Annotated in this window: 16 protein-coding genes and 1 pseudogene; 8 read left to right on the top strand and 9 right to left on the bottom strand. The window is 61.0% G+C overall.

Annotation, left to right across the window (positions count from 1 at the left end):
- The first annotated feature begins 2 nt into the window (after positions 1-2).
- The 4 genes from NTD85_RS22625 to lpxC all read left to right on the top strand — a co-directional run bounded on the left by NTD85_RS22625 (position 3) and on the right by lpxC (position 4,433).
- Positions 3-869, top strand: a complete 867-nt coding sequence (locus tag NTD85_RS22625) for a cell division protein FtsQ/DivIB (RefSeq protein ID WP_003228015.1) — start codon at positions 3-5, stop codon at positions 867-869.
- Between the two features lie 15 nt (positions 870-884).
- Positions 885-2,144 (top strand): cell division protein FtsA, encoded by a 1,260-nt coding sequence (ftsA, locus tag NTD85_RS22620; protein WP_003228014.1) that lies wholly within the window; start codon positions 885-887, stop codon positions 2,142-2,144.
- Between the two features lie 68 nt (positions 2,145-2,212).
- Positions 2,213-3,409 carry a cell division protein FtsZ gene (ftsZ, locus tag NTD85_RS22615; protein ID WP_262143269.1) on the top strand — a complete coding sequence of 399 codons (1,197 nt, stop codon included), beginning with the start codon at positions 2,213-2,215 and terminating at the stop codon, positions 3,407-3,409.
- Between the two features lie 112 nt (positions 3,410-3,521).
- Positions 3,522-4,433: a UDP-3-O-acyl-N-acetylglucosamine deacetylase gene (gene lpxC, locus NTD85_RS22610; protein WP_007961638.1), complete on the top strand. Its 912-nt coding sequence runs from the start codon at positions 3,522-3,524 to the stop codon at positions 4,431-4,433.
- 175 nt (positions 4,434-4,608) lie between these two features.
- Here lpxC and NTD85_RS22605 read toward each other — a convergent pair whose 3' ends face one another.
- The 7 genes from NTD85_RS22605 to NTD85_RS22575 all read right to left on the bottom strand — a co-directional run bounded on the left by NTD85_RS22605 (position 4,609) and on the right by NTD85_RS22575 (position 14,646).
- Positions 4,609-6,117 carry a sensor domain-containing diguanylate cyclase gene (locus tag NTD85_RS22605; RefSeq protein ID WP_262143268.1) on the bottom strand — a complete coding sequence of 503 codons (1,509 nt, stop codon included), beginning with the start codon at positions 6,115-6,117 and terminating at the stop codon, positions 4,609-4,611.
- A 197-nt stretch (positions 6,118-6,314) separates the two neighbouring features.
- Positions 6,315-7,631 (bottom strand): OprD family porin, encoded by a 1,317-nt coding sequence (locus NTD85_RS22600; RefSeq protein WP_262143267.1) that lies wholly within the window; start codon positions 7,629-7,631, stop codon positions 6,315-6,317.
- 196 nt (positions 7,632-7,827) lie between these two features.
- Positions 7,828-8,049: a hypothetical protein gene (locus NTD85_RS22595; RefSeq protein WP_103521034.1), complete on the bottom strand. Its 222-nt coding sequence runs from the start codon at positions 8,047-8,049 to the stop codon at positions 7,828-7,830.
- Between the two features lie 297 nt (positions 8,050-8,346).
- The gene (locus tag NTD85_RS22590) at positions 8,347-9,711 is read right to left on the bottom strand and encodes a heavy metal sensor histidine kinase (RefSeq protein ID WP_262143266.1); all 1,365 of its coding nucleotides are present in this window, start codon (positions 9,709-9,711) and stop codon (positions 8,347-8,349) included.
- On the bottom strand, positions 9,701-10,378 hold the full coding sequence (locus NTD85_RS22585) for a heavy metal response regulator transcription factor (RefSeq protein ID WP_003228008.1): 678 nt from the start codon (positions 10,376-10,378) through the stop codon (positions 9,701-9,703). The genes NTD85_RS22590 and NTD85_RS22585 overlap by 11 nt, the downstream gene beginning before the upstream one ends.
- A 9-nt stretch (positions 10,379-10,387) precedes the next feature.
- Positions 10,388-13,489, bottom strand: coding sequence for a multidrug efflux RND transporter permease subunit (locus tag NTD85_RS22580; protein ID WP_262143265.1), 3,102 nt, complete (start codon positions 13,487-13,489; stop codon positions 10,388-10,390).
- Complete coding sequence (locus NTD85_RS22575) at positions 13,486-14,646, bottom strand: efflux RND transporter periplasmic adaptor subunit (RefSeq protein WP_262143264.1); 1,161 nt, start codon at positions 14,644-14,646, stop codon at positions 13,486-13,488. The genes NTD85_RS22580 and NTD85_RS22575 overlap by 4 nt, the downstream gene beginning before the upstream one ends.
- Before the next feature lie 918 nt (positions 14,647-15,564).
- Here NTD85_RS22575 and NTD85_RS22570 point away from each other — a divergent pair.
- The 4 genes and pseudogenes from NTD85_RS22570 (at position 15,565) to NTD85_RS22560 (ending at position 17,958) form a co-directional block, all read left to right on the top strand.
- The gene (locus NTD85_RS22570) at positions 15,565-15,870 is read left to right on the top strand and encodes a type 1 fimbrial protein (protein WP_262143263.1); all 306 of its coding nucleotides are present in this window, start codon (positions 15,565-15,567) and stop codon (positions 15,868-15,870) included.
- 111 nt (positions 15,871-15,981) lie between these two features.
- Positions 15,982-16,221 (top strand): hypothetical protein, encoded by a 240-nt coding sequence (locus NTD85_RS22565; protein ID WP_003228000.1) that lies wholly within the window; start codon positions 15,982-15,984, stop codon positions 16,219-16,221.
- A 150-nt stretch (positions 16,222-16,371) separates the two neighbouring features.
- Positions 16,372-16,653: pseudogene (locus NTD85_RS27815) on the top strand (PAS domain-containing protein); the annotation flags it as partial.
- Between the two features lie 198 nt (positions 16,654-16,851).
- A complete protein-coding gene (locus NTD85_RS22560) occupies positions 16,852-17,958 on the top strand; it encodes a methyl-accepting chemotaxis protein (RefSeq protein WP_410017546.1) in 1,107 nt (368 codons plus the stop codon).
- A 140-nt stretch (positions 17,959-18,098) separates the two neighbouring features.
- Here NTD85_RS22560 and NTD85_RS22555 read toward each other — a convergent pair whose 3' ends face one another.
- On the bottom strand, positions 18,099-18,848 hold the full coding sequence (locus NTD85_RS22555; protein ID WP_262143261.1) for a YkgJ family cysteine cluster protein: 750 nt from the start codon (positions 18,846-18,848) through the stop codon (positions 18,099-18,101).
- Positions 18,849-18,934: 86 nt separating this feature from the next.
- Positions 18,935-19,258, bottom strand: coding sequence for a hypothetical protein (locus NTD85_RS22550; protein ID WP_262143260.1), 324 nt, complete (start codon positions 19,256-19,258; stop codon positions 18,935-18,937).
- Positions 19,259-19,372: the final 114 nt, after the last annotated feature.

Raw genomic sequence — 19,372 nt, 5'->3', positions numbered from 1 at the left:
CCATGCAAGGCGCTCAGCTCAGACATCAGCCACCCGCACCCGGCCGCAAGCCGGTGCCGCGGGGTGCCAGCCGAATGGTGGCCAAAGAGCCGATGTCCGCGCGCCTGCCGAAAGCCAATTTCGGCTTTCTGAAAAGCCTGTTCTGGCCGGTACTGCTGGTGGTGCTCGGGTTCGGTACCTACGAAGGTGCGCAGCGCTTGCTGCCGTACGCCGACCGGCCGATCACCAAGATCGCCGTGCAGGGTGACCTGAGCTACATCAGCCAGCAGGCGGTGCAGCAGCGAATCGCCCCGTACGTGGCGTCGAGCTTTTTCACCATCGACTTGGCCGGGATGCGCACCGAGCTTGAACAGATGCCATGGATCGCCCACGCCGAAGTACGCCGGGTGTGGCCGGATCAAGTGGTGATCCGCCTCGAAGAGCAACTGCCGGTGGCCCGTTGGGGCGACGAGTCGCTGCTCAACAACCAGGGCCAGGCATTTACGCCAAAGGAACTGGCGAACTACGAACACCTGCCACAGCTGTTCGGTCCACAACGGGCCCAGCAGCAAGTGATGCAGCAGTATCAGGTGCTGAGCCAGATGCTCCGGCCGCTGGGCTTCTCGATCGCGCGCCTGGAATTGCGTGAACGTGGCAGCTGGTTCCTGACCACCGGTGCCGGCAGTTCCGGCCCCGGCATCGAGTTGCTGCTGGGACGCGGCAACCTGGTGGAAAAGATGCGCCGCTTCATTGCCATCTATGACAAGACGCTTAAAGACCAGATTACGAACATTGCGCGCATCGATCTGCGCTACGCCAACGGCCTCGCTGTTGGCTGGCGGGAACCTGCAGCGCCGACGACAGACAAACCCGCTGTCGCAAAGAATTAAGAAGAGGCAGGACCCATGGCAAACGTGCAAAGCGGCAAAATGATCGTCGGTCTGGATATCGGCACCTCCAAGGTGGTGGCGCTGGTAGGCGAGGTCGCGGACGACGGCACGCTGGAAATCGTCGGTATCGGTACTCACCCGTCCCGCGGCCTGAAGAAGGGCGTGGTGGTGAACATCGAGTCGACCGTGCAATCGATCCAGCGCGCGATCGAAGAGGCCCAACTGATGGCGGGCTGCCGCATTCACTCGGCGTTCGTCGGCGTGGCCGGCAATCACATCCGCAGCCTGAACTCCCACGGCATCGTGGCGATTCGTGACCGCGAAGTGAGCTCGGCTGACCTGGAGCGCGTACTCGACGCCGCCCAGGCCGTGGCGATCCCGGCTGACCAGCGCGTGCTGCACACCCTGCCGCAGGATTACGTGATCGATAACCAGGAAGGCGTCCGCGAGCCGCTGGGCATGTCCGGCGTCCGTCTGGAAGCCAAGGTTCACGTGGTCACCTGCGCCGTCAATGCTGCACAGAACATTGAAAAATGTGTGCGTCGCTGCGGTCTGGAAATCGACGACATCATTCTCGAGCAATTGGCCTCGGCCTACTCGGTGCTGACCGACGACGAAAAAGAGCTGGGCGTGTGCCTGGTCGACATCGGCGGCGGCACCACCGACATCGCGATCTTCACCGAAGGCGCGATCCGCCACACCGCGGTGATCCCGATTGCCGGTGATCAGGTGACCAACGACATCGCCATGGCGTTGCGCACCCCGACCCAGTACGCCGAAGAGATCAAGATTCGCTACGCCTGCGCCCTGGCCAAACTGGCCGGTGCCGGTGAAACCATCAAGGTGCCGAGCGTTGGCGACCGTCCACCGCGCGAACTGTCGCGTCAGGCCCTCGCCGAAGTGGTCGAGCCGCGTTATGACGAACTGTTCACCCTGATCCAGGCCGAGCTGCGTCGCAGCGGCTACGAAGACCTGATCCCGGCGGGCATCGTGTTGACCGGCGGTACTTCGAAGATGGAAGGCGCCACCGAGCTGGCCGAAGAAATCTTCCACATGCCGGTTCGTCTGGGCGTGCCGCACGGCGTGAAAGGCCTGGATGACGTGGTGCGCAACCCGATTTATTCCACTGGCGTTGGCTTGTTGATGTACGGCCTGCAAAAGCAGTCCGACGGGATCTCGTTCTCGGGCATCGGCAGCCGCGACAGCTACAGCAACGATGAGCCACAGGCGCCGTTGCTGGACCGATTGAAGAAGTGGGTTCAAGGCAACTTCTAAAGCTTTACCGCAACACCGCAACAAAAATGCAGTAGGCGAAAAAACTAGAGAATGTAAGGAGAGGGAAAATGTTCGAACTCGTAGACAACATCCCCGCAAGCCCGGTAATCAAAGTTATCGGTGTCGGCGGTGGCGGCGGCAACGCTGTCAACCACATGGTCAAGAGCAACATCGAAGGCGTTGAATTCATCTGCGCCAACACCGATGCTCAAGCGCTGAAAAACATCGGCGCGCGTACCATCCTGCAACTGGGCACTGGTGTGACCAAAGGCCTGGGCGCCGGCGCCAACCCGGAAGTCGGCCGTCAGGCTGCGCTGGAAGATCGCGAGCGCATCGCTGAAGTGCTGGCCGGCACCAACATGGTGTTCATCACCACGGGCATGGGCGGTGGTACCGGTACTGGTGCTGCGCCGATCATCGCCGAAGTGGCCAAGGAAATGGGCATCCTGACCGTTGCGGTCGTGACCCGTCCGTTCCCGTTCGAAGGCCGCAAGCGTATGCAGATCGCCGACGAAGGCATCCGCATGCTCTCCGAAAGCGTCGACTCGTTGATCACCATTCCTAACGAGAAGCTGCTGACCATCCTCGGTAAAGACGCCAGCCTGCTGTCGGCTTTCGCCAAGGCTGACGACGTACTGGCCGGTGCCGTTCGTGGTATCTCCGACATCATCAAGCGTCCGGGCATGATCAACGTCGACTTCGCCGACGTGCGTACCGTGATGAGCGAAATGGGCATGGCGATGATGGGCACTGGCTGCGCCAGCGGTCCGAACCGTGCACGTGAAGCGACCGAAGCGGCCATCCGCAACCCGCTGCTGGAAGACGTGAACCTGCAAGGCGCACGCGGCATTCTGGTGAACATCACCGCCGGTCCTGACCTGTCCCTGGGTGAGTACTCCGACGTGGGTAGCATCATCGAAGCCTTCGCTTCCGAGCACGCGATGGTCAAGGTCGGTACCGTTATCGATCCGGACATGCGCGACGAACTGCACGTCACCGTGGTTGCCACCGGTCTGGGCGCGAAAATCGAGAAGCCTGTGAAGGTCATCGACAACACCGTTCACACTTCCATGGCTTCCGCTCAGGTTCAACAACCGGCTTCTGCGCGTCAGGAAGCTCCGGCGGTGAACTACCGTGACCTGGACCGTCCGACCGTCATGCGCAACCAGGCTCAGGCCGGTGCTGCGACTGCCGCGAAGATGAACCCGCAGGACGATCTGGATTACCTGGACATCCCGGCATTCCTGCGTCGTCAGGCCGATTGATGGAATGTATCAGGGCTATGACGGTGATTGGTGTTCAGCAAAGGCTCGGTCTGCTATTATCGCCAGCCTTTGTTGATACCAGTTCGCAATTTGCGCTGAAGCGGCCCAAGCCATGATTAAACAACGCACACTGAAAAATATTATCCGTGCCACAGGTGTAGGCCTGCACTCCGGGGAGAAGGTCTACCTGACCCTCAAGCCTGCGCCTGTCGACACTGGCATTGTGTTTTGTCGCGCTGACCTCGACCCTGTGGTGCAGATTCCTGCCCGCGCGGAAAACGTTGGTGAAACCACTATGTCGACGACGCTGATCAACGGCGACGTCAAAGTGGACACGGTAGAGCACTTGCTCTCGGCCATGGCTGGCCTGGGCATCGATAACGCCTACGTCGAGCTCTCCGCGTCCGAAGTCCCGATCATGGATGGCAGCGCTGGACCGTTCGTATTCCTGATTCAATCGGCTGGCCTGGAAGAGCAGGACGCCGCCAAGAAATTCATCCGCATCCTGCGTGAAGTGACAGTGGAAGACGGCGACAAGCGCGCCACTTTCGTCCCTTTCGAAGGGTTCAAGGTGAGCTTCGAGATCGATTTCGATCACCCGGTTTTCCGGGACCGCACCCAAAGTGCAAGCGTGGATTTTTCCAGCACTTCGTTCGTAAAAGAAGTCAGCCGCGCCCGTACTTTCGGTTTCATGAGTGACATCGAGTACCTGCGCAAGCACAACCTCGCACTCGGCGGCAGCGTTGAAAACGCGATCGTGGTTGATTCCGATGGTGTACTGAACGAAGACGGCCTTCGCTACGAAGACGAATTCGTGAAGCACAAGATCCTCGATGCGATTGGCGACCTGTACCTGCTGGGTAACAGCCTGATTGGTGAGTTCAAAGGCTTCAAGTCCGGTCATGCACTGAACAACCAGCTGCTGCGCAAGTTGATTGAGCAGACAGATGCGTGGGAAGTCGTGACGTTCGAAGACGCCAGCACTGCACCGATCTCTTACATGCGCCCGGTTGCGGCGGTGTAAGTAAAAAACCTCTCTAGTTTTTTGAAGGCCATCCTTGGATGGCCTTTTTTTATGCCCTGAATTTGATGTTGTCTGTTCTGGCCTCTTCGCGAGCAAGCCCGCTCCCACATTTGGAATGCGTTCCCTTGTGGGAGCGGGCTTGCTCGCGAAGAGGCCAGTTCAATCGCCGCAAAAATCAGCCAGCCACCACCACTCGGTTCCGCCCCCCTTCCTTGGCTTGATACAGGGCCTTGTCTGCGGCAAATAACAATTGCTCCAGCGACATCTCGACCGCAGTTGTCCAGGTGCTGATGCCGATACTGACGGTCATCGCCACGCCTGCACCCTCGACCCTCGGCATCTGCTCGACCGCCTGGCGGATATGTTCGGCAATCTGTCGCGCGCCGCTGCTGTCGGTTTCGGCGAGGATCACCGAGAACTCTTCGCCGCCGTAACGGGCGACCAGATCCCCTGGTCGTCGCACGTTCGCCGTGATCACCTTGGCCAATTCACGCAGCGCCTGATCACCGGCCTGATGCCCGTGGCGGTCGTTGAACGCCTTGAAGTGGTCGGCATCGATCATCATCACTGACAACGGCTTGCCCGAACGCTGGGCGCGGAACCATTCGTGGCGTAGCGCCTGATCGAGCATCCGCCGGTTGGCCACGCCGGTCAGCGCATCGGTGGCGGCCAGTTGCGCCAGTTCGCGTTCGGCGCGCTGGCGCAAGCGCAGCTCACGGGCCAGCAGCCAGGTCAGCCACAGCAGCCCGACACACAGCACGCCGGTGGCGCCACTGATCAACAGCGCCGTGCGGCGCCAGGTGCCGAACACTTCATCACTGGAGAGCGCAACCATCACTGTCAGCGGCAGATTGCCGACCCGCGAATAGGTGTAGAGCCGTTGCTGATGGTCCATGCTCGAGGTGCTGGAGAAACTGCCACTGCCATCCTTGTCGCCGAGAATCCGTTGCACGTTGGGCCGGTTGCCGAAGCTCTTGCCGATGGAGTCGCTTTGCAGATACGGCTTCTGCGCCAGCAGGACGCCGTCGCTGTTGATGATATTGAGCGTGCTGCCTTTGCCGATGTCGAGACTGTTGAACAACTGATCGAAGTAGTCGAGCTTCATCGACGCCACCGCCACGCCAGCGAACTCACCGGTGTCCGAGGATATCCTCCGACTGAAACTGATGCGCCACTGGTTGGCTTCGTCGCAATCACAACGGGTCTTGAACGGGCGGCTGATGAACATGCCCATGTCACGGTTGAAAGCATGGGCGAGGAAATAATCACGGTCGGCGAAGTTGCCCGGTTTGGGTTCGACCCGCGATGAGTCGGCGACCACATCGCCATGTTTGTCGAGCAGGAGGATGTCGCCCTTGAAGCGCGCGGTGGTCGAGCGGTCGAACAGGGCCAGATGGCGGATCTGCGGGGTGACGTCGCGCAAGTCATCGCGCTGGGCGGCGGCGATCAGGCCTTGCAGGGTCAGGTCATACAACTCGACCGTGCGCAGGACATCGGCGTCGATCAACTGGGCGATGGTGGTGGCGCTGCGGGTGGCCGACTCCTGAGCGTTGGCGTGCTCACGAATCAGCAGAAAAGTGACGATGCACAGAATCGCGATCACAGTCAGCGAACTGCCGCAGATCAGCAGCAATTCGGGGCGTCCGGTCTTGCCCGCCACAGGTGGGGTACGGCTCGCGATCATGATGGGGGCTGTCGGTTGAGAGGATCTTATTAGCGTAGTTGCATCAAGTCAGTGACGGTATTCCATTGTGGGAGCGGGCTTGCTCGCGAATGCGCCGTGTCATTCAACATTGTTGTCGACTGATGCAGCGCATTCGCGAGCAAGCCCGCTCCCACAGGGTATATCTCTCAATTCAAGAGCGTGGCGCAGGGGTGATCTTAGAAGACGTTGATCGGGTAGTCGACAATCACCCGGTATTCATCGGTATCCGTATCAATCGCGCCATAACCGTTGCCGCCCCGGTTGGTCGCCCATTGCAGGCGTACCGCGAGATCTTTCGCCTGGCCGCTCTGCACCACGTATTTCAGATCGATGTCGCGTTCCCAATGCTGGGCGTTGCGACCGTCGGCGCTGTACCACGAAGCATAGCCTTTGCTGTGCGGATCGACCTTGGTCAAGTCCACGGTGCCGCGCGAATAGGAGACCGCTGAAGTCAGACCCGGCATCCCCAGCCCGGCGAAGTCATAGGCGTACTTGAGCTTCCACGAACGTTCGTTCGGGCCGTTGAAGTCCGAGTATTGCTGCGAGTTGTCGAGGTAAACGCTGTCGCCCTGGCTGATGTAGTCGAACGGCGTGTTGCCGTTCACGCGCTGATACGCGGCAGTAATGCTGTGGCTGCCGATGCCGACGGTGAAATGCAGGCTGTAGGTGTTGTTGTCGATGTTGCCCAGCAGCGCGTCGCCGGTGTCCTGCGTGTGATAGAAGTGCAGGCCCGGGTTGAGGCTGACCAGATCGTTCAACTGCCAGGTGTAATCCAGGTCGTAGTAGTACTGGTTCCAGATGTCCTTCAACTCGGCAGCGTACAGATTGCTGGTCAGCCCTTCGACGCCGCTCCAGGACACGCCGGCCCAGTTCAGGTGCTGGCTTGCGTCACCTTCGGCGAGTTTGCCGTAGGAGGTACCGATGCGCTGGTGGCCACTCTGGTTGTACGGCTTGGTGAAACTGGCCTGGCCACCTTCGAACATCCAGCCGTCGAAACTGTGGTTGGTCAAACTGACACCGCGGAAGGTCTGCGGCAGCATGCGCGACTCACCGCCGGCAATCACCGGGTTGGTGAGGAACAGGTCACCGGCCTTCAACTCGGTATCGAACGCACGCATTTTCAACGTGCCGCCCGCGGTCGAGAACGAGCCTGGCGCTTTGCCATTGCCATCGCTGACCGGCAGGATGCTCGAGCCATCGGTGCCGCCACCGCCGTCGAGCTTCAACCCGAGCATGGCGTGGGCGTCGATGCCGAAGCCGACCGTGCCCTCGGTGTAACCCGACTGGAAGATCCCGAGAAAACCCTGGCCCCACTCGATGTTGTCGTCCGTCTGCTGCAGACGGTTGCGATTCATGTAGTAGTTGCGAGCGTTGAGGTTGAGGCTCGAGCCTTCGACGAAACCTTCCTTGGCGGCTTCGTCGGCATGGGCGGCGGGGGCAATCGTTGCGGCAATTGCAATGAACAGCGGGGTGACGCGGACTGGGTAACGCACTTGCGATGGAGCTCCTTGGGTCAACTGACACTTCAATGTCTTGAGGTGCGGGATGTTTCTTGTTTTTACAGACGAACCAAACCGCTTTCAGACCACAACGAAAAAAGGCCGCTGAAAGGCAGCGGCCTGGAAGGACGACGGTTGAACGGGAAGAGCCAAACAACCGCGTCGAGGGAAATTTTTCGCGGTGCGCGACTCAGCTGTCTTTCTCGGCTGCTTGAGCCTGGGAAGTGGCGGCCTGAGGGGCTTGCGAGGCGTCCTGCGACTTGACCATCACTTCTGCCTGAGACTGCTCGAAGGCGTGAGCGCGCGCGGCATTCTGCGCGACGAACGCCTGCGATTCTTCAGCCATCGCCATGGGCGACAGGATCAATGAGGACAAAACGAAAGCGCTGGCAATACCCATACTGTTGGACATCTGGAAAACCTTCTTGCTTGGCAAGTGCTGTTTGGTGCGGGCAAAGATAAGGTTGCCGGGCGTTGGGAAACAGCCTGATTTTCATAAATGACTGTTGCAGTACAAGCAAAGATAACCCGTGGGATTTCACCGCGCGCTACTTGCCTGACCACAAACCTGTGGCGAGGGAGCTTGCTCCCGCTCGGCTGCGCAGCAGTCGTAAACAATGTGGATGCGATTGATCTGAAGGCTGATTTTGGGGCCGCTTCGCAGCCCAGTGGGAGCAAGCTCCCTCGCCACAGTGATTTTGCTTTTCAGTTAAACCGGGAGGTGGATGCCGAACGTATTCATCCCCCGGTCGCTGCGCACAAACACATCGCCACCGTGCATCAGCGCAATCGCCTTGACGATCGCCAACCCCAGCCCATGGTTGTTGCCGCTGTTGCTGCGCGAGGCATCGACCCGATAGAAGCGCTCGAACAGACGCGGCAAGTGCTCGCTGGCAATCGGCGATCCGGGGTTGGCCACGCCGATGCTGACCTGATGGTCTTCAACTTCGATGCGCACCTCGATCACCTTGCCTGGTTCGGTGTGCTGCACCGCGTTACTCAGCAGATTGATCAATGCCCGACGCAGATGCGCGATCTCGATTCGCACCTGTGCGTCACCACTCACATGCACCTGCACTTGCGCGTCTTCGAGGATGAAATCCAGGTAATCCAGCGTGGTTGCAACTTCATCCGCCAGCGAGGTCTCGGTCAGTTTGGTCGCCTTGCTGCCCTGGTCGGCGCTGGCAAGGAACAGCATGTCGTTGATGATCGAACGCAGGCGTTCCAGCTCTTCGAGGTTGGATTGCAGCACCTCGAAATAGTGTTCGGCGGAGCGTCCGCGCGTCAGCGCGACCTGGGTCTGACCGATCAGGTTGGTCAGCGGCGAACGCAGCTCATGGGCCACGTCGGCGTTGAACGATTCCAGCCGTGAGTACGCCTGTTCGACCCGCTCAAGGGTCGAGTTGAACGAGTCGACAAACTGTTCCAGTTCCGGCGGCAACGGCGATAGACGCAAGCGCCCCGAACGCAATGGCGGCGCCAGACGCTGCGCCTCGTGGGACAGTTTGATCAGCGGTTGCAGGCCAATCCGTGCCACCCAGTACCCGAGCGCCGAGGCCAGCGCCACGCCGATAATCGCCAGACCGATCAAGGCAATCAGCAACTGATGTTGCGTCTGGTGAAACGTATCGGTGTCGATGCCGATCATGAAGCGCAGCGGCGGGCGTTGGTCCTTGGCCGGAAACTGGCTGACCAGCACTTTCAGCGGATAGGGCTGGTCGGGCAATTGCAGGTCGCGCATGCCCAATGGGCCGTTGGCGAACTCGCGAATCTGCGGGGTCAGGTTGCCAAACTCATACTGCGGGTCACCGCTGCTGATCCAGAAACTGATGCGCTTGTCTTCCTCGCCCAGCAGCTTGAGTTTGTTGTTGATCTTCACCCAATGATCGGGCGTGCCGTAACGACCGACGGTGGATTCGAGCACGCTGTAACGCGCATCCAGCTCGGCTTCCGGCAGCAGGCCCAGGCCCTTGTCGACCTGCTGATACAGCGCGCCGCCGATCAACAGAAACACCAGCAACGCCACCAGCGTAAACATCCCACTGAGGCGCAGGGCAATCGAGTTACTGGACACCACGGCTCTCCAGCACATAACCCATACCACGAATGGTGTGCAGCAGTTTCTCGTCGAACGGCCCGTCGAGCTTGGCCCGCAGACGCTTGATCGCGACTTCGACGACGTTCGCGTCGCTGTCGAAATTGATGTCCCAGACCATCTCGGCAATCGCGGTTTTCGAGAGGATTTCACCTTGTCGGCGCGCCAGCACGCTGAGCAGCGAGAACTCTTTTGCCGTCAGATCCAGTCGGGTGCCGGCGCGGGTGGCCTTGCGGCTGATCAGATCGATCCACAGGTCGGCGATGCTTACCTGCACCGGTTCGTGGCCACCGCTGCGCCGGGTCAGCGCCTGCAAGCGCGCTACCAGCTCCAGAAAGGAAAACGGCTTGCCGAGGTAATCGTCGGCGCCGTCACGCAGGCCCCTGATCCGGTCTTCGACGCGCTCGCGGGCGGTGAGCATGATCACCGGGGTCTGCTTGCGCGCACGTAAGGCGCGCAGCACGCCGAAGCCGTCGAGGCCCGGCAACATCACGTCGAGGACGATCACCGCGTAGTCGCTTTCCAGCGCCAGGTGCAGGCCCTCGACGCCGTCGCGGGCCAGATCCACGGTGTAACCCTGTTCCGTCAGACCGCGGTGCAGATAATCCGCGGTTTTTTCCTCGTCTTCGATAATCAGAACGCGCATGACCCTGCCTCAGTCTGTAGTCGCCAGTGCCGTCGTGGGCATTGGTTTGGGCCTGTGGAACAGCCGCTCAAGCCACAAGTATATGACCGGGGTGGTAAACAGCGTCAGCATCTGGCTGACCAGCAAGCCGCCCACCACCGCGATCCCCAGCGGCTGGCGCAGTTCCGCGCCGGTGCCGTAACCGAGCATCAGCGGCAACGCGCCGAGCAGCGCGGCGAGGGTGGTCATGATGATCGGCCGGAACCGCGTCAGGCACGCTTCGAAAATCGCATCCTGCGGCGCCAGTCCGCGATTGCGCTGGGCTTCCAGTGCGAAGTCGATCATCAGAATGCCGTTCTTTTTGACGATACCGATCAGCAGCACCAGCCCGATCAACGCCATGATCGAAAAGTCCTGACCGCAGATCCACAGCATGATCACTGCACCGAGCCCGGCCGCCGGCAGGGTCGAGATGATCGTCAGCGGATGCACGAAGCTCTCATAAAGCACGCCGAGAATGATGTACACCGCCACCAGCGCCGCGAGAATCAACCACGGCTGACTGGCGAGCGAACTCTGGAATGCCTGCGCTGCGCCCTGGAAGTTGCCGCTGATGGCGGTCGGCATGCCGATCTCGGCCTTGGCCTGGTTGAGCAGGATCACCGCGTCGCCCAAGGCCACGCCGGGGGCCAGGTTGAACGACAGGTTGGCGGCGGGGAACATGCCGTCATGGGCAATCGACAGCGGGCCGATGGTCGGTGCGTCGAATTTCGCCAGCGCCGACAGCGGCACCATTTCCCCGCTCAGCGGCGAGCGCAGGTAGAAATAGTTGAGGCTTTCGGCCTTGCCGCGCTGTTTGGTATCGAGCTCCAGAATCACGTTGTACTGGTTGACCTGAGTCTGGAATTCATTGATCTGGCGCTGGCCGAACGCATCGTACAGCGCCTCGTCGACATCACTTGCGGTCAGGCCGAAACGCGCGGCGGCGCTGCGGTCGATGCTGATGTGGGTGATGCTGCCGCCCAGTTGCAGGTCATTGGAAATGTCGCGGAACGCCGGGATGCTGCGCAGCTTCTCGGTCAGGCGCTGGGTCCAGGTGGCCAGGGTCGCGCCTTCATTGCTCTTGAGTACGTATTGGTACTGGGCGCGGCTTGGGCCGGAGCTGAGGTTGATGTCCTGGCCGGCGCGCAGGTACAGGACGATGCCCGGGACTTTCATCAGTTTCGGACGGATACGGTCGATGAACTGGCTGGCCGAGACGTCGCGGTCGCCGCGTTTTTTCAGGGCGATCCAGAAGCGGCCGTTGGCGATGGTCTGGTTGCTGCCGGACACGCCCACCGAGTGGGAAAACGCTTCGACTGCCGGGTCGGCCGCGACGATTTCGGCCATCGCCAGGTGTTTTTTCACCATGTCGCCGTAGGAAATATCCGCAGCGGCTTCGGTGGTGCCGAGCACGAACCCGGTGTCCTGGATCGGGAAGAATCCCTTGGGAATAAAGATGTAACCGGCAATTGCCAATCCGAGGGACAGGCAGAACACGCCGATCATCAGTTTCTGATGGGCGAGGGCGCGGCGCAGGCCTTTCTCGTACCACGCCAGCAGACGCTCACTGAAGCCCGGTTTGTCATGGGCATGATGCACCGGTTTGCGCATGAACAGCGCGGCCAGAGTTGGCGCCAGCGTCAGCGATACCACTACCGAAATAAGAATGGTCGAAGTCGCGGTCAGGGCGAATTCCTTGAACAGCCGCCCGACCACACCGCCCATGAACAGCAGCGGAATGAACGCCGCCACCAGCGAGAAGCTGATCGAGACCACGGTGAAGCCGATCTCGCCGGCGCCCTTGACCGCCGCCTCACGCATGCCGTCGCCGGCTTCCAGATGCCGGTGGATGTTCTCCACCACCACAATCGCATCGTCGACCACAAACCCCACGGCCACCACAATCGCCACCAGTGTCAGGTTGTTCAGGCTGAAACCGAGGATGTACATCAGGGCGAAACTGGCCACCAGTGACACGCCGAGTACCGCCGAGACAATCAGCGTCGCCGACAGTTGGCGCAGGAACAGCGCCATCACCGCCACCACCAGCAAAATGGCGATCAACAGGGTGATTTCCACTTCATGCAGCGACGCGCGAATGGTCTGGGTGCGGTCGATCAGCACTTTGACCTGCACCGAGGCCGGCAGCATGGCTTCCAGGCCCGGCAGCGCCGCTTGAATACGGTCGACGGTTTCGACGATGTTCGCACCGGGCTGGCGCGAGATCACCAGGTTCACCCCGGGTTGATCTCCGGCCCAGGCTTGCACGTAGGCATCTTCCGAACCGTTGACGACTTTGGCGACATCCCGCAGGTGAACCGGGGCGCCGTCCTTGTAGGAAACGATCAGCTGGCTGTAGTCCTCGGGATGGAACAACTGGTCGTTGGTCGACAGCGTGGAGATGCTCGATTCGCCATACAACGCACCTTTGGCGAGGTTCAGGCTGGTCTGCTGGATCGCCAGGCGAATGTCGGCCAGAGTCAGGCCGATGGCCGCCAGTTTGTCGGCCGAGGCTTGCACGCGGATCGCCGGACGTTGCTGACCGGTGATGTTGATCTGGCCTACACCGTCGATCTGACTGATCTGACGCGAGAGCAGGGTTTCCACCAGATCGCTGAGTTCGGTGCCGGGCATTTGTGTGGAGCTGACACTGAGGATCAGCACCGGGCTGTCGGCCGGGTTGACCTTCTTCCAGGTCGGCAGCGTCGGCATGTCTTTGGGCAGTTTGCCGGCGGCAGTGTTGATCGCTGCCTGAACTTCCTGGGCGGCGGTGTCGATGCTTTTGTCGAGGGTGAATTGCAGGGTCAACAGACTTGAGCCGAGCGCACTGCTGGAGGTCATCTGGGTCATGCCGGGGATGGCGCTGAATTGCACTTCAAGCGGCGTGGCCACGGAGGACGCCATGGTGTCAGGGCTGGCGCCGGGCAACTGCGCGGAAACCTGGATCGTCGGAAATTCCGCTTCCGGCAGTGGCGCAATCGGCAGGCGCGGGAAGGCAATCACCCCGAGCAGCACCAGGGCGAAGGTCAGCAGAATGGTCGCGACCGGGTGGTCGATACACCATGTGGAGACGCCTTTGTGCTCCTTCATGGCTTGGGCTCCGCTTCGACCACCTGCGGCGGCTCGGTCATCACCTGCACGGTCGAACCGGGTTTGAGCCGCGACTGGCCGTCACTGACTAATTGATCACCCGCCTTCACGCCTTTGATGATGTCCTGGCCGCTGCCTTGATAAACCATCTGCACTTGTACGGCTTCGACCTTGTCGCCGTTCACGCGGTAAACGAAGTGTTGGTCGAGGCCGCGTTGTACGACGGTAGGCGGCACCACCAGCGCATTCTTATCCAGTGCCGTCTGAATTTTTACCGTCACTAGCAGGCCCGGCCAGAGCTTCTGGCTGGCGTTGTCGAATTCGGCCTTGGCGCGGATGGTGCCGGTGTTGGCGTTGATCTGGTTGTCGATCAGGGTCAGATGACCTTCGCCAAGCAGGTTGCCGGTTTCGCCGTCGGTGTCGGCGCCGATGTAGGCCTTGACCTGCGCGTGCTGCGGGTCGTTGATCAGACCTTGCAGGGTCGGCAGCATTTGTTGCGGCAGCGAGAACTCGACGGCGATCGGGTCGATCTGGGTGACGGTGAACAGGCCCTGGGTGTCGGTCATGCGCAGGAAATTGCCTTCATCGACTGTGCGAATACCGACGCGGCCAGTGACTGGGGAGCGGATCTGGGTGTAGGAAAGTTGTACCTGCGCGGCGTCAATCGAGGCCTGGTTGCCTTGGGCGGTGGCCTTCAACTGGTTGACCAGCGCCTGTTGCTGATCGTAGGTCTGCTTGGAGACGCCGTCGTCGACGCTGAGCAGTTTGTAGCGCTTGAGGTTGACCAGGGCGACTTCCAGTTGGGCCTGGCTTTCGCCCAGTTGTGCGCGGGCCTGATCAAGACTGGCGCGGATCGAGCGGTCGTCGATGCTGGCGAGCAGGTCGCCTGCTTTGACCAGTTGGCCTTCTTTGACGAGGATCTTTGTCAGAATGCCGTCGATCTGCGGGCGTACCACGACGCTGTGCAATGAGAGAACCGAACCGATGCCGCTGACGTAGCGGGGGACGTCCTTTTCGCTGACTGCCACAACCCGGACCGGGATGGCGGTGGGGGCGGCGAGTTTGGTCTGGGCCGGTTTGGTGGCGTACCACAGGCCCAGAGCGGCGACGATGATCAGCGGGGTGGCGAGCAGGGCGGTTCGTTTCTGGATTCGCATGCGATTGGGGCGCCAAGGGGTTGAGTTTGGGCAGGTTGGGTATTTATAAGCTTGTTTGGGGGTCAGGAGGGTGACGGCTAGCTGTCAGCGCTGTCAGTTTCGTTTGGCTTGGCGGCCTCTGGGCCGACCATGTTGTGGGTTGATGGGGGACATATCCGTTGCTGCGGTAACGGCTTATTATGGTTCCGCTCTTACAGCGGCTCACTTTTCCAGACGCCGAAAAGTAAGCAAAAGGCTTGGCCCCAACGTTCGGCCCTCGCTTAGGCTCGGGTTCCTTCGCTCCGGGATTGATCCGGGCGCAGCGCCTCCGGTTTGCTTCGCTGCACCTCCTCTCGCTGTGTTTGGCTGCGCCAAACGGTCGCTGCGCTCCCACCCCCGGATCAATCCCTCCACTCAGCCTGCCGACGGGGCCGGCACGGCAAGATCAAGAGCTTTCGGCGAGCTGACACTCGGCCATTTGAGTGGTGAAGAGCGTGCGCTCGGCTTTAGCGCTTTTGGGGAGCCAGCCTGCTCGCTATGGCGGCCTGACAGCCGACCAATCTCTATCTGACTCACCCAATTCCACTGTGGGAGCGGGCTTGCTCGCGAAGGCGGCCTGACAGCCGACCCCTCTCCACCTGACCGAACCCATTCCAACTGTAGGAGTGAGCTTGCTCGCGAAGGCGGCCTGACAGCCGACCACTCTCCACCTGACCACACCCATTCCAACTGTAGGAGCCAGCCTGCTGGCGATGACGGCAGTCCAGCCACCGCCATTCAAAACCGTGACCATCCCCCCAATTCCACCACCCAATATCTCTAAATCGGAACGTTTGTGCCTCGCAACATCTACGCTCCTAAAGATCCGCCCCCACCCGCGGATAAACGTTGTACAGCCCGGCCGTCAAATTGAGCGGGCCTCTTCGGGAGTGTCGTGCAATGAATCTGAAAACCGCTTTGGCGAGTGTGCTTGTTTTGCTTCCATTGGCAGTCTGTGCCGCGCCGCAATCGACTTCCGGCGAGATCCGTTTCACCGGGCAGATTGTCGACTCCGGTTGTGCGGTGGAGCGTGCCGGGGCGTTGGGCGCCGATGTTTCCCGGCAGGTTGAAATCAAACCGGGTCTGCAGGTCGATGTGGACACCTATCGCAATGCTTGCAGCCATCAGTCGCTGCCGTTTTCCATGACCTATCAAGCGCTGAAGACGTCGAGCGATAAAGGCATTGTCACCATCACTTACCTGTAAACCGTTCGGCGAGCGGTGCAAATCTTCAGGTGCCGAGTCTGGGCGCGCAGGTATACTGCGCGCCTTCGCGGCTCACTGTTCGGGCCCGACTTTTTGCTTTGCGGAGCTTTTATGACTTCCCCGACCCAACCGCCGGTTGACGACGCTGTGAGCGATGTCCCGGCTGAACTGGCTGACGCCAGCGAGAGCAAACCCGAGATTGCGGCTTTCAAGTTCCCGTTCAAACCGGGTGAACTGGCGGCGGCCAAGGGTTCGAATCAGCCGTGGTACAAGAACGGCGCCAAGAATGGCCACACCAAGACCCCGGGCATGGCGCCGCCGGGGACCCGTCGGTCGATGGGCAAGCGCTGAGTTTCATCCCGCCTTCAGCCATCGACTGCGATTTTCCGGCGCAGTGATGGCTAAGTGCTCAGATCCTGAGCCAGATCAATATTTGACCAATTGGTGCGCTTAGAGTCAGCAGCCCTGCCGACTCTTCCAATAAAACGAGCGCGCTATTCCATGAAGATCAATCTCCCGGTCACCGGCCGTAACGTCGATGTGGCGCACGATGCGAACATTCTTTCGACCACCGATCTGACCAGCGCGATCACCTACGCCAACGACGATTTCATCCGGATCAGCGGTTATAGCCGCGACGAATTGCTCGGCACGCCACACAACTTGTTGCGTCACCCGGACATGCCGGCGCAGGCGTTTGCCCATATGTGGCAGACGCTCAAGAGCGGGCGTTCGTGGATGGGTTTGGTGAAGAATCGTTGCAAGAATGGCGATCATTATTGGGTCAGCGCGTATGTCACGCCGGTTACGCAGAACGGTGTGGCGGTGGAGTATCAGTCGGTGCGCACCCGGCCTGATGCTCGGCTCGTAGCCGCGGCGGAGCGAGCATATGCGCAGTTGCGCGACGAGCGTCCGGTGCTTCGGCTGCCGCATCTCGGTCTGCGCGGCAGGATCACGGCGTTGGGCAGTACGTTGCTGGGTCTGGTGTTGGGGATCGAGGCCTGGTTGCGCCCGGAGTCGGCGTGGATCGATGGGGCGGCATTTGTCGTTGGCAGCGGTGTTTGTGCGTTGGGCGTGCGCTGGATCCTGCGGCCGCTGGAACGCCTGACCGAGCGGGCGCGGCAGGTTGCGGACAATCCGTTGAGCCAGAGCATTTACACCGGGCGCCGCGATGAAATCGGCCAGATCGAGTTCGCCCTGCAGATGCTCGAAGCGCAGGTCGGCGCGGTGGTCGGGCGCATGGGGGATGCGTCGCAGCAGTTGGCCGGGCATGCGGCCCAATTGGTTGATCATCTGCAAAGCAGCCACAGCAGTTCGCTGGCCCAGCAGGCCGAAACCGATCAGGTGGCGGCAGCGATTCATCAGATGGCCGCGAGTGTCGCGCAGGTTGCCAGCCATGCGCAGCAGGCCTCGGTGGCGGCGGACATGGCCGGCACGGAAACGCGCGAGGGGCATTGGCTGGTGGGCGAGAGTCGCAGCGCGGTGTTGCGTCTGGCCGAGGAATTACGGCGGGCGACCGAGGTGATTCATCAGCTCGAAGGCCACAGCAGCGAGATTTCCGGGGTGCTGGAGGTGATCCGCAGCATCGCCGAGCAGACCAATCTGCTGGCGCTCAATGCGGCGATCGAAGCGGCGCGCGCTGGCGATGCCGGGCGTGGTTTTGCCGTGGTGGCGGATGAGGTGCGCGGGCTGGCGCAACGTACGCAGCAGTCGACCAACGAGATTCAGCGGATGATCAGCACCCTGCAAAACGGCGCGCGCGATGCGGTGCGGGTGATGCAGCAGAGCAGCGAGCATGTGGATAACAGCGTCGAACAGGCACAGCGCGCGGCGCGGGCACTGGACGGGATCAGCGAGCGGGTCGAGCGGATCACCGAGATGAGCCTGCAGATTGCCGCGGCGGTGGAGCAGCAGAGTGCGGTGAGCGAAGACATCAACCGCAACATCGTCAGCATTCGCACGGCGTCGGAATTGACGGTGGATGAGGGGCGACAGAGTCAGCGCAATTCCGAGGATGTGGCGGGGTTGGCGGGGGATTTGCGGTTGCTGGCGCGGGAGTTTTGGGGGCGGCGGCAGGTTCGAGATTGATGCAGCCTGTCCCGGCCCCTTCGGGAGCAAGCCCCCTCCCACAGGTGTATGGGGTGATCATTTATTCTGTGTACAACTCAGATTCCTGTGGGAGGGGGCTTGCTCCCGAAAGCGCCACTTCAGGCAGTACGAGATTCGGATCAAGCCGCCCGCAGCGAAATAAACGCATATGTCTGCGCCGGCTCCGTCACCACCTGTGCCCCGGCTGCGAGCAACTGCCCGGCAACATCATCCCCGGACAAATGAAACAGCCATTCACTGGATTCTGTGTTCAGAGGCTGTGCTGAAACCTGATCGATCAAGGCCGCAAACGCGCCCATTTCCGGCAAATATGCGGTAAACCCATCGCCCTTGAGCGCTGTGGTGCGAATCCCCAGGGCGGCGCAGATCGCATCCTTGATCCGGATGTCATCGCGATCGGCCTGACGCGAACGCTGGATCAGCTCCAGCAGTTCCTGATCGACCAACTCCTCGCCGACAATCAGCAGCGGCCCCTGTTGCCACGACTCGGGCGGGCAATCCTTGGCCGCAGGATTGAGCGGGATGTGCGGATTGATTTCTGCCGGATAAATCCTGCACACCAACGGCCGGCGTTCGTAAATCCGGCACAGGTTGTCTTCGTCAAGATTCCGGCAGCGGCCGACGTTGTAGGCGGCGAAGGTGATTGCCACGTGGGCCTCGGTGGTACCGCTGCGCACTACCGCGGAACGCCGTTCGGCGTGTTCACGCTGCTGCGCCGGCAGGCCCAGGCCGTTGCCGAGAAAGGCCTCCACCAGCACGATCACCTGACCGCCATCCGCCGCCCACATGCGGGCTTCGGCGAGGGTCAGAGGCACATGGTGGTCGGTGCAGCATTTGCCGCAACCGACGCAGGAAAACGTCGTATTCATTGCACGATCAATCTTCAATCAGAGTGTGAAACGGCGACGTAAAGTCGCCAGGCTGAGGCTGATCGAAGCAAGTTGTGCGCCAGCCCTCAAGGCTTCGCGGTCGGACGGACCGAGTCCCACTCGGTGACGAAGGCGGTTTTCGACGTTTTGCTGTACAGGCACAGCTCGGTGCCTTGCTGGCCTTTCATGTGTTTTTGCGGGTATTGGCCTTGCAGCAGCACGGCGGTATAGCCGACGCGGTCATCGAATTGCGCGGGGGTGCCGACCGGTTTGGCTTCTTTGAGGCCGCTGGCCTTGGTGCAACTGGCGAGTACGGTTTTGTCGTAGGCGGCCCAGGCGTCGGGACTGGAGGCGTGAGCCTGGGAGGCGAGGGCGGTGAGGCAGAGCAGGCTTAGGGTGAGGGCTTTCATGGTTGGGCATCCTTGGGTTTGGCCAAGGTTTGAGTGTGCCTGAGGGTGAGAAGTTGCCTGGGCCGGCCTCTTCGCGAGCAAGCCCGCTCCCACAAAAGAGGGAGGGTGAACCCA

This window comes from Pseudomonas sp. 13B_3.2_Bac1 (assembly GCF_025466205.1).
Lineage (GTDB): Bacteria > Pseudomonadota > Gammaproteobacteria > Pseudomonadales > Pseudomonadaceae > Aquipseudomonas > Aquipseudomonas fluorescens_H.
Note: the sequence above shows the minus strand (reverse complement) of the source record. Positions and strands in the feature narration are given on the sequence as shown.